General features: G+C 57.7%; 9 protein-coding genes and 1 rRNA gene. 5 read left to right on the top strand and 5 right to left on the bottom strand.

Features of this window, described 5'->3' with window-relative positions; all coding sequences use genetic code 11:
• The first annotated feature begins 206 nt into the window (after positions 1-206).
• A 5S ribosomal RNA gene (gene rrf, locus AC0ZWN_RS04105) occupies positions 207-322 on the top strand.
• 220 nt (positions 323-542) lie between these two features.
• Here rrf and AC0ZWN_RS04100 read toward each other — a convergent pair.
• On the bottom strand, positions 543-1,892 hold the full coding sequence (locus tag AC0ZWN_RS04100) for a lysozyme inhibitor LprI family protein (protein ID WP_476334125.1): 1,350 nt from the start codon (positions 1,890-1,892) through the stop codon (positions 543-545).
• A 210-nt stretch (positions 1,893-2,102) separates the two neighbouring features.
• On the opposite strand from AC0ZWN_RS04100, the gene AC0ZWN_RS04095 reads away from it, so the two are divergent.
• The 4 genes from AC0ZWN_RS04095 (at position 2,103) to AC0ZWN_RS04080 (ending at position 7,287) form a co-directional block, all read left to right on the top strand.
• The gene (locus AC0ZWN_RS04095) at positions 2,103-3,707 is read left to right on the top strand and encodes a response regulator (protein ID WP_476334124.1); all 1,605 of its coding nucleotides are present in this window, start codon (positions 2,103-2,105) and stop codon (positions 3,705-3,707) included.
• Positions 3,704-4,396 carry a sensor histidine kinase gene (locus tag AC0ZWN_RS04090; RefSeq protein WP_093442086.1) on the top strand — a complete coding sequence of 231 codons (693 nt, stop codon included), beginning with the start codon at positions 3,704-3,706 and terminating at the stop codon, positions 4,394-4,396. Before AC0ZWN_RS04095 ends, AC0ZWN_RS04090 begins: the two co-directional genes overlap by 4 nt.
• Positions 4,397-4,596: 200 nt before the next feature.
• Positions 4,597-5,838 carry a glutamine synthetase family protein gene (locus tag AC0ZWN_RS04085; RefSeq protein WP_476334128.1) on the top strand — a complete coding sequence of 414 codons (1,242 nt, stop codon included), beginning with the start codon at positions 4,597-4,599 and terminating at the stop codon, positions 5,836-5,838.
• A 69-nt stretch (positions 5,839-5,907) separates the two neighbouring features.
• Positions 5,908-7,287, top strand: coding sequence for an MFS transporter (locus AC0ZWN_RS04080; RefSeq protein ID WP_116256244.1), 1,380 nt, complete (start codon positions 5,908-5,910; stop codon positions 7,285-7,287).
• A gap of 73 nt (positions 7,288-7,360) precedes the next feature.
• On the opposite strand, the gene AC0ZWN_RS04075 is transcribed toward AC0ZWN_RS04080, so the two are convergent.
• From AC0ZWN_RS04075 to flgA, 4 genes are all read right to left on the bottom strand, one after another.
• Entirely contained in the window at positions 7,361-8,107 is a 747-nt protein-coding gene (locus AC0ZWN_RS04075) for a flagellar brake protein (RefSeq protein ID WP_093442101.1), read from the bottom strand.
• Between the two features lie 88 nt (positions 8,108-8,195).
• Positions 8,196-8,663: a flagella synthesis protein FlgN gene (locus AC0ZWN_RS04070; RefSeq protein ID WP_476334122.1), complete on the bottom strand. Its 468-nt coding sequence runs from the start codon at positions 8,661-8,663 to the stop codon at positions 8,196-8,198.
• A 48-nt stretch (positions 8,664-8,711) separates the two neighbouring features.
• Positions 8,712-9,038 carry a flagellar biosynthesis anti-sigma factor FlgM gene (flgM, locus tag AC0ZWN_RS04065; protein WP_476334120.1) on the bottom strand — a complete coding sequence of 109 codons (327 nt, stop codon included), beginning with the start codon at positions 9,036-9,038 and terminating at the stop codon, positions 8,712-8,714.
• 148 nt (positions 9,039-9,186) lie between these two features.
• Positions 9,187-9,948, bottom strand: coding sequence for a flagellar basal body P-ring formation chaperone FlgA (flgA, locus tag AC0ZWN_RS04060; protein WP_026000512.1), 762 nt, complete (start codon positions 9,946-9,948; stop codon positions 9,187-9,189).
• Positions 9,949-10,026 lie beyond the last annotated feature (78 nt).

Raw genomic sequence — 10,026 nt, 5'->3', positions numbered from 1 at the left:
AAGCGCTGTGAGGCGTTGAGCTAACCAATACTAATTGCCCGTGAGGCTTGACCATATAACACCCAAGCAATTTGCGTCGAAGAGACCAGATTGCGGTGTGTGAAGACGAAACGAACCGAAAGTTCGAAGTTCACAAACACCGAAAGCTATCACATACCCAATTTGCTGAAGCGAGGCCATCTGGTCACGAGTCAGTACCCGAATTTCTTGACGACCATAGAGCGTTGGAACCACCTGATCCCATCCCGAACTCAGCAGTGAAACGATGCATCGCCGATGGTAGTGTGGGGTTTCCCCATGTGAGAGTAGGTCATCGTCAAGATTAAATTCCGAAACCCCAATTGCGAAAGCAGTTGGGGTTTTGTTTTGCCCGCAGGAAAGTTTATCAGGGATAAAAAGTTCGGGAAGACTATCAAGTTCAAATACAAAAGCCCCGTCGCAATCGAAATTGCGACGGGGCTTTTGTATTACCGTCAGCCGACGAATTGCCACAACGTGCCGCGACTGCATCATTGATCTTCAACATCAGACTGGATACGCGGTTAACCCTCGTTCAGCTCAATTTTACCCATTGAGGTACTGACTTCGGTTATGTGTCGGCGACCGTAGACTTCGTATGTGCGGCTGCCGTCATCGCTGTCCGGTTTACGCAATGCCAGTTGCGCGAACAAACCATTCTTTTCGCTGTAACTGCCGAACCAGTCGATCAAGGCGCCGATGTAACAATCATTGCCAATGAAGACTGGCAGGTCGGCTACTTTTTCAATGCTGTAATGCGCCGGGCCAAAGCTGTAGTAATCGTTTTCACCGGCGCCTGTAGCCGGAATAGGGCAGAGCGGTTCTTTTGAAGGGATAGCAGCGGTCTCATTTACTTTCGCCACTGCCAGATTGAGCGCTCGGTGCAGATCGGGTTCGAGTTCAAACGTGCTGTTGCCGTCATCTTTGTGTTGAAGAACGGGCACGTCGAGGTCGTAGTGATAACGGATCGTCACCGTAGGCACCTGGACGTTGATTTGCAGCGGGTTGAGCAAGTAGATCCGATCAACGCCGTACTCGCTGTTTCGATAAGCCGCGTAAGTTTTGTCACGCAGGTTTATCCAGTCTACCGACTGATTGGCACCGCGATCGTTGGTGTAGAACAGCGAACTTCCGGGCTCAACAGAGCGTTTGACGAACCGTTCTCCGTCGCGACGCCAGGTTTCCACATAGGTGAACAGACCTGTGCCCCCGGCGTAGGTATTTACAATCAGATCGCGCTGCCCGTCGCCATCCAGATCCTGCAAAGTGTAAGAGGTCAGGCCGGTTTCGGCAGCGTCAGTGATCCGCGAAGCGGTCAAGGCTCGCCATTCATTTGCAGTAACGCCTTTGGGTTGTGCAGTCGGAAAGTGCGTTATCGACGAATCCTCTTCACTGGCATCGCCGTGAAAACCGCCGGCAGTTGTTTTCACGGCGAGCGCGGCGAGTGCTCGGTCCAGCGCAAATTCGGGATCATCTTTACTGGCGGCTTGAATGCTCTTTTGCAGGTCGTCCAGCGCCTGTTCATCGAGGTCATCCGGTTGATAGGCAACGGCTGCCTGCCACTGTGCCAGCAGCACTTGCAGGCGCTCGCGATAGTGCTGATCCAGGCACGAAATGTCTTCGGCGCATTCGTTGCGGGCTTTCAGCCACAGTCGTTGAGTGCGCCTGAGCTCAGGTTGTGCGGGAGCAGAAACCTTGAATAAATCCCGATAAACCACCCCCATCTGCGCATCCAGTTCATACAGCGACTTGTTCGCGCAAACAGTGTTTTCGACGGCATTCGCCGCTTTTGTGCAATCCATTCCAGCTGCCATTGCCTGCTGAACAAACAGCAGAGCGCAGGCGGACACGATGTAGCGTCCTTTGATGTACACGATGTAAGCCTTGTAGTGGGAAGTTGTCCTGGTGCGCAGGGTAAATGCTCGCAGAGGAATCTTGAAGCGCTGGCTTCAGGGAACCGCACTTCTGGCCGATAACCCATTCGGTGACTTAAAAGTCGCGCGAAATCGCTTGATAGCATTTTGCCGCCAGCTATCATCTGCGCGCCTGAAATTGCCCTCACTTCAATTGCCTGGAAATCTTCGATGCTGTCGTATCACCAAAAAAGTTTTCTGATCGTCGATGATTTCTCGGATTTCCGCAGTTCCGTGCGTTCGATGCTGCGTGAGCTCGGGGTCAAGGACGTCGACACGGCCGATACCGGTGAGCAGGCGCTGAAGATGTGCGCGCAGAAGTCCTACGATTTCATCCTGCAGGATTTCCATCTCGGCGATGGCAAGAAGAACGGCCAGCAGGTGCTTGAAGATCTGATGTCGGAAAAGCTCATCAGCCATGAAGCGGTGTTTGTCATGGTGACGGCCGAGACCAGTCAGGCGATGGTGCTCAGTGCTCTGGAGCACGAACCGGATGCGTACCTGACCAAGCCGTTCAACCGCTCCGGCCTGGCCCAGCGCCTGGAGCGTCTGGAACAGCGCAAGACGTTGCTCAAACCGATTCTACAAGCCCTCGATCGCGGCAAACCGGTCGAGGTGCTTAACGCCTGCATCGCCCTGTGCAAGCAGGACATTCGCTATTCGCCGCTGTGCCTGCGTTATCGCGCCGATGCGCTGCGCGAGATGAATCAGAACGAAGCGCTGGAACGTCTCTATGACAGCATCATTGCTGACCGGCCGTTGCCATGGGCATTTGCCGGACTTGGCAAATTGCTGTTCAAACGTGCCCAGGTGGCGCAAGCCAAGGGCGTTTATGAAAAGGCCCTGAAGGTGTTCCCGATGATGCCGGCGCTGTACGACGGCATGGCCGATGTACTGGTCGCAGAAGGCGATAGCAAAGGTGCGCAACGGGTGCTGGAGGAGGCGATTCGCCTGTCTCCCTTGGCGGTGCGTCGGCAGGCGTTGCTGGGCAAGCTGGCGATGGCCAACGAAGACTTCGACACCGCGTCCCGCGCCTATCGTCAGGCCGTAGCGCAAGGCGCGCAGTCGCGCTTCAAGGATCCGGAAAGTAATCTCGGCCTGGCTCACGCGCTGATCAGCAAAGGCAGTGAGCGCGGTCTCGACACGCGCACACGCCTGGAGATCAACACCACGCTCAGTGCGGTGGCCAAAGAAAACCCGAGCGACCCCGGCCTGCAGATTCGCGCGCGTCTGATGAAAGCCACCAGCCTGCTGCTCAACGATGCCGAGACCGCTGACAAGCTCACCGAGCAAGCGCTGATGCGCCTCGACGGCATGGAGCAGTTCATGAGTCCGGAAGCTGCGCTGTTGGTCGCCAAGCAATTGCAGATGCTCGGACAGGCCGAGGCGGGCACCTCGATGCTCAAGAGCTGCGCGGAGATCTACGGTGACGATCCGGCAGTAATGAAAGACATCGCCAAGCTCACTGATGACCCGACTATCCTCAGTTCCAGCAACGCCGCTGCTGACCTCAACCGTCAGGGCGTGCGCGTGTACAAGACCGGCAACCTGGTGGAGGCCCGTGAGGTGTTCCGCAAGGCGCTGAAGATGCAACCGAAGAACATCAGTATCGCGCTGAACATGGCCCAGTCGCTGCTCCACGGCACCGACACCAGTGTGCCGTCGGCGGAACTGGAAGAATGTCGGGCCTGCCTGAAAATGGTTGGCCTGATGCCCGACACCGACGCGCGTTTTGCGCGTTATCAGAAGCTGAAAAGCAAGGCGTTTGGCGAATGAACCACGACGAGCAAGCTCTGGATTTTTCTACGGTGATCGCCTCCACCGTCCACGACATGAAGAACTCGCTGGCCATGCTCATGCAGGCCCACAGCCAATGGCTGGCACGGTTGCCTGAGGCGCAACGGTTAGGCGCGGAGCAGGGTGTGATCGACTTCGAGTTTGCCCATCTCAACGGCATGCTGGTGCAACTGCTCGGGCTGTACAAGCTCGGCGTCAACCAGATGCCGCTGCAACCGGCCTATCACGAACTCGATGACTTTATCGAGGCGCAACTGGCGGCGCATCAGGAAGTGTTTGCCAGTCGCGGGATCATCGCCACCTATGAAGTCGATCCGCTGAGCCCGTTGGGTTTCTTCGACCGTGAGCTGATTGCCTCGGTGCTGGGCAACTGCATCAATAACGCCATTCGTTACGCCCGCGAATCGCTGCTGATCACCGTCAGTGACGAGGCTGGGCAACTGGTGCTGAGTATCAACGACGACGGCGACGGTTATCCGGCCGAGATGCTCGAGCGCCAGGCCGATTATGTACAGGGCATCAATCACAGCAGTGGCAGCACCGGGCTCGGTTTGTATTTCGCCAATCGTATCGCGGCGCTGCATCAGCGCAATGGTGTCGAAGGACGCACCGAAATCCGCAACGGCGGACCGCTTGGCGGCGGGGTGTTCAGCCTTTATCTGCCGTGACACAGGTTTTTCTTTGACGCTGCTTGATATTCCGAACAGCCGGAGCCTATTTTGTGCGGGTCGCCGTTCGCGGCTCGCACAATAACAAGGATTGCGTCATGACAACCGATGGCCAGGGTTCACTCGCGCAGCGATTGACCGGCATTGATGAGATTGAATGTGTTACGCCGGATCTGAATGGCGTGCCGCGCGGCAAAGTGATGACCGCTGAGGGTTTCCTCGAAGGGCGGCGTCTGCAGCTGGCCCGTGGCGTGCTGTTGCAATGCATCATGGGCGGTTACCCGGCAGCACGGTTTTACGGCAGCGACGACGGCGATCTCGCCCTGATTGCCGACCCGACCCAGATCCATCGTTTGCCATGGAGTGACGAGCCGCGTGCCCTGGCGATTTGCGATGCCGATGAGTTGAGCGGCGAAAGCTCCAACCTGTCGACTCGCGGTCAGCTCAAGAAAGTCATTGCCCGTTATGCCGCGCGCGGCCTGGCGCCGGTGGTGGCGACCGAGCTGGAATTCTTTGTCTTCGCGCCGAATACCGATCCGACCCAGCCGTTCCGTCCGCCAGTAGGCCTTGACGGGCGTCGCGAGGATGGCCAATCGGCGTTCAGCGTCAGTTCCAATAACGGTCTGCGGCCGTTCTTCAACGAAGTCTATAAGTGCATGGCGGCACTCGGTCTGCCGCGCGATACCTTCATGCACGAGATGGGCGTCAGCCAGTTCGAGATCAATCTGCTGCATGGTGATCCACTGCTGCTGGCCGATCAGACGTTCCTGTTCAAGCACCTGCTCAAGGAAGTCGCGCTCAAGCACGGCCTGACCGTGGTGTGCATGGCCAAGCCGCTGGCACACACGCCAGGCAGTTCGATGCACATTCATCAGAGCATCGTCGAGACCGCTAGCGGCAAGAATGTCTTCAGTGATGCGCACGGTGAGCCGACCGCGATGTTCCGTCACTTCATCGGTGGCCAGCAGGCGGGCATGGCTGATTTCACCGCACTGTTTGCACCTAATGTGAATTCCTATCAGCGCCTGTGCCATCCGTACGCATCACCGAACAACGCCTGCTGGTCGCACGACAACCGGGCGGCCGGCCTGCGAATTCCGGCCAGTTCGCCGGTTGCCCGTCGGGTGGAAAACCGTTTGCCGGGCGCCGATGCGAATCCGTATCTGGCGATCGCCGCCAGTCTGGCTGCCGGTTTGCACGGGATCGAGAATGAGCTGGAACCGAGCGAAGCGATTCAGGGCGAGTTCGCGGTGCCGGACAATCTTGCGCTGCCGTGTACCTTGCACGCCGCGCTCGAACGTCTGAAACGTAGCCAATTGGCGAGGGAACTGTTCGGACCGGAGTTCATCGAAGGCTACATCGCTTCGAAGACCATGGAGTTGACCAGCTTCTTTGATGAAATCACTCCCTGGGAACGACGTGTTCTAGCAGCCCAGGCCTGACGTACCGCCGCCATCGGGCTATCGTTCTGGTAGCCCGATATTTACTGCAAGGAGCCGCTCGGAACGCCGATGCGCCAAATCTGGAAATCCTTTCGAGCACTGTATTTCGCCTCGCTGATGATGTTGATCGGCTCGGGCCTTCTATCCACTTATCTGGCATTGCGTCTGGCCGCTGACAATGTCGACGGCCTCTGGGTCGGCGCGCTGATGGCGGCCAACTATTTCGGTCTGGTGCTGGGCGGCAAGATCGGTCACCGACTGATTGCCCGGGTCGGGCACATCCGTGCTTATTCAGCCTGTGCCGGGATCGTCGGGGCGGCGGTGCTTGGCCACGGTCTGGTCGATTGGCTGCCGGCGTGGCTGGTGCTGCGGACCATCGTCGGTCTGGGCATGATGTGCCAATACATGGTGATCGAGAGCTGGCTCAACGAACAGGCGGACGCCAATCAGCGTGGCCTGGTGTTCAGCGGCTACATGATCGCTTCGTACCTGGGCCTGGTCCTCGGCCAACTGATTCTGGTCATGCACCCGGGCCTGGGGCTGGAACTGCTGATGCTGGTCGCGCTGTGTTTCGCCCTGTGTCTGGTGCCCGTGGCATTGACGCGGCGGATTCACCCGGCGCCACTGCATCCGGCGCCGATGGAGCCACGCTTCTTTATCAAGCGCGTACCGCAGTCGTTGAGTACGGTGCTGGGTGCCGGTTTGATCATCGGCTCGTTTTACGGTCTGGCACCGCTGTACGCCTCGCAACAAGGGCTATCAACCGAGCAGGTTGGTCTGTTCATGGGTAGCTGCATCTTTGCCGGTTTACTGGTGCAGTGGCCGTTGGGCTGGTTGTCCGATCGTTATGACCGTGCGCTGTTGATTCGCTGCTTTGCCGGGTTTCTGGCGGTGGCGGCGTTGCCGTTGGCCGTGCTGCCGCAGGTTCCGCTGGAGGTGTTGTTCGGGGTTGGTTTCCTGTGCTCGCTGGTGCAGTTCTGTCTGTACCCACTGGCGGTGGCATTCTCCAATGACCATGTGGAAGGTGATCGCCGCGTGTCGCTGACGGCGATGCTGCTGGTGACTTATGGTGTCGGCGCGAGCATCGGGCCGTTGCTGGCAGGTGTGTTGATGAAGCTGTTCGGCAGTCAGAGCCTGTATGCGTTCTTCAGCTTCTTCGCGCTGGTGCTGGTATGGCGGATACGGCCGAAAGCCGTGACCAATCTGCATCAGGTCGACGATGCGCCGCTGCATCACGTGGCCATGCCGGACAGCATGTCCAGCTCACCGCTGGTGGCGGCCCTTGATCCTCGGGTAGATGAGCAGGTGGTGCAGGAGCAGATGGTGCAAGACCCTGTGCAGGCGCCGGCAAGTCCCGAGCCTGAAGCTGATACTCCGTCAGAGCCTGCGGCAGAAGTCGAACCGGATACCGATAAACCCGCGCCTGATCTCAGTGGCGGTAGACCCTGAACTGAACAAAAACACCGCGCATAAAAAAAGGGCAGTCCCGCCAAGGACTGCCCTTTTTATTGGCCGCAACGAATCAGAGATCGTCTTTGTCGAAACGGCGTGCTTCACGTTGCAACTGATACACGAAACGCTCAACGTTGCGCGCAGCCTGGCCACTGATGTTGTGGAAACGCAGACCGGCAAAGGTGATGTTGAGTTTTTCTTCGAAATGCAGATAGCGCAATTCGACGGAGATCGGCTGGTTGCCGAACAGCGGCGGGGCGATCAAGCGGTCATAAACCTGGCCCAATTGCAGGCGGTCGGTGATATCACCTTCGAAACGCAGCTTGCAGCCGGTCGCGGAGATATCCAGCAGTTTGCCGTTGATTGGCGCCTTGAGTTTTTCACCGCCCAGTTCAACGCTGACCAGATCGGTCAGTTTCAGTGCTGCGCGGAAGGCATTGCGGCGCTGGTGGTAAACCACTTCAGTCGGCAGTGCGCCGGTGTAGAAACGATCACCCTCGGATTCTTCGATATTCAGCGTGCCGGTGCATTCCCAGGCGATGCGCACGCCTTCATGAAAACCTTCAACCTTGAATGGCTCACCGGCCTGCAGGAAGCGTTCGCCATCACGCGGGATCATCTCGTCCAGTGCGATCGTAGCGCTGTCGCGGTCGACTTTGATCAGATAGCTCTGGAAGCGCTGGCTGCGCTCATGAAAGGTGATGATCAGCGGATCGTGGCTTTCTTGCAGCTGGCGCAGGTTGCTGGAGATTTCCAGTGGCGTGGTAAGCACCTTAGGGGGCTGCGGAGCATCATCCGCGCTGAGGGCGTTGGACACGGTTTATCAATCTCCAGACAAAATATGACGACTAGCCAGCATTTTGCCAGCATGTTTCGCGGGTTGATAGAGCTGGCGCATCAACGGCTCATGCCTGGCTGAGCGGACGCGGTGTGGCGGGTTTGGCAAATGTACCGCTGGCGTTATACAGCGCCGGCGCTTCACCGCCGGTGAGGATCTTCAGCTGATTGGCCGTGGCGGCCTGCTGGATCTGGATCGACTGGCCATTCTTGAGGTTGGCCGCCTGGCATTGAGCAATCAGATCGGTCAGGGCATCGCCCTGGCTCAGCAACTGCTCGCCAATGCTCGACTGGCCAGCCAGTTGCTCCAGACCGCTGCGGTCTGTCGGCAAGTTGAGGCTGGCGAGGATTTCGCTGCGTTTGCGGCCATGCTGTTCAAGCAGAATGATCAATGCCTGTTTATGCGCCAGAATTTCTTCCAGCAAGGGCATGTCGCGACCGTGCAACGCGAGGGATTCGGTTTGCAGCAACTCCAGCAATTGTTGAGCTGGAGCAAAGTCGTCGTTGATCAATTGCAATAAATTAGTGTCGTGCATGGCTGGCCTTGGGTTTTAAGCGTCCAAAAGCCTGGCGCCGGCAAAAGCCTAGCGCTGGGCTTCGAAGTTGAGCAGTTTGCTGGCTACACGGTTGCTGTCGACTTTATAGCTGCCATCGGCAATCGCGGCTTTCAACTCGGCCACACGGGCTTTGTCGACAGCAGGTTGATCGCGCAGCTTGTCAGTGACCTTCTGCAACTGTTGAGCCTCATTGCTGAGGTGTACCGATTCCCCGCTTTTTGCGGTACTGGCCGGTTCGGCCTGGGTATTCAGCGGCGCGGAGGTACCGGTTTCGGCGGTTTCCTTGGCGCTGCTGGTACGTGTACTGCCCGTAAGTGACGAGGAGCTGTTCAAACGGCTGAAATCGATGACCATGATAAAAACCTCTGGGAATTTGGACGCTTGCCATGTTTTCGGCCATCCCCTGGAAAACTTTAGGCACATTTACAATGAGCCTTGCATGCGCCGGCGCGTGTCCTGCTGCGGCACAGTTTAGGGAACAGCCGGGGGCAGCGCCAGTTTTCTACATCGCCACTTCCACTTGGCCGGGCGCGGTGACTTGCGCCTTGATGACCCGTTGCGAGTTGAGGTTTTTCACCCGGATCTGTTCTTTCAAACCACCATTGGCCAGCGCTTCACCGGGCATGCGCACGGCGAGCGTGCCGCTGCGCGCAGTAATGACCACTTGATCACCCTTGCGAATGACTTCCGCCTGTTCCAGATGGACCAGGGTAATGACCTGATCGGCTACCGTTGGTCGGGTTAATTTCTGCCCGATCGCTTCGTCTACCGAGGTCAGAAAGCCTTGGTTGATCGTGCTCACGTCGCGTTCACGCAGGGTCACGTCCTGTGGTTCGATGATCCCTGCACGTTTCAGCGGTCGGGTGGTTGTCACAATCTCGCGAAACAGGCGGACTTGAGCGGGCACGAACACAGTCCAGGGCGAGGCGCCCTCACAGCGGACCTTCACGGTAACCCGGCCCAGCGGACGTGCCGGACTCTCCAAAGTCGCTGTCAATTCCTTGTCGCACATAGGCATGCGCATACGAGGGTCGAGCTGGTTTACTTCGATCTCGTAGCGGCCTTCCGTTTGACTGGTGGCCAGATAGTCTTCTACGGTGAACTCAAGAAAGCCCTGAGTGACGCCGATAAGCATGTCAGGCAAGGTAACCGCATCAGCAATGGCAGGGCTGCCAGCGAAAAAGCAGCAGACGGCGGACATCGCGCAAAGGCTTTTGCGAGCGCGGGAGGTCAGGTGTCGGAAAAATGTCGTTTGAGCGTTCATACGAGTTAAAAAGCAAGCGCCGTGCCGTTTAGCAATGAATGTGCGTCGCAACAACACTTGGCGTTGGTGTAGGAGTCT

The organism is Pseudomonas sp. 3B-A001-10F (assembly GCF_056313565.1).
This window is presented reverse-complemented; position numbering and strand designations above follow the sequence as displayed.

Coding starts and splice junctions, on each gene's coding strand:
- flgA (WP_026000512.1), bottom strand. CDS start 9,948: ATGAACGCTCAAACGACATTTTTCCGACACCTGACCTCCCGCGCTCGC.
- AC0ZWN_RS04085 (WP_476334128.1), top strand. CDS start 4,597: ATGACCGCTGAGGGTTTCCTCGAAGGGCGGCGTCTGCAGCTGGCCCGT.
- flgM (WP_476334120.1), bottom strand. CDS start 9,038: ATGGTCATCGATTTCAGCCGTTTGAACAGCTCCTCGTCACTTACGGGC.
- AC0ZWN_RS04070 (WP_476334122.1), bottom strand. CDS start 8,663: ATGCACGACACTAATTTATTGCAATTGATCAACGACGACTTTGCTCCA.
- AC0ZWN_RS04090 (WP_093442086.1), top strand. CDS start 3,704: ATGAACCACGACGAGCAAGCTCTGGATTTTTCTACGGTGATCGCCTCC.
- AC0ZWN_RS04095 (WP_476334124.1), top strand. CDS start 2,103: ATGCTGTCGTATCACCAAAAAAGTTTTCTGATCGTCGATGATTTCTCG.
- AC0ZWN_RS04080 (WP_116256244.1), top strand. CDS start 5,908: ATGCGCCAAATCTGGAAATCCTTTCGAGCACTGTATTTCGCCTCGCTG.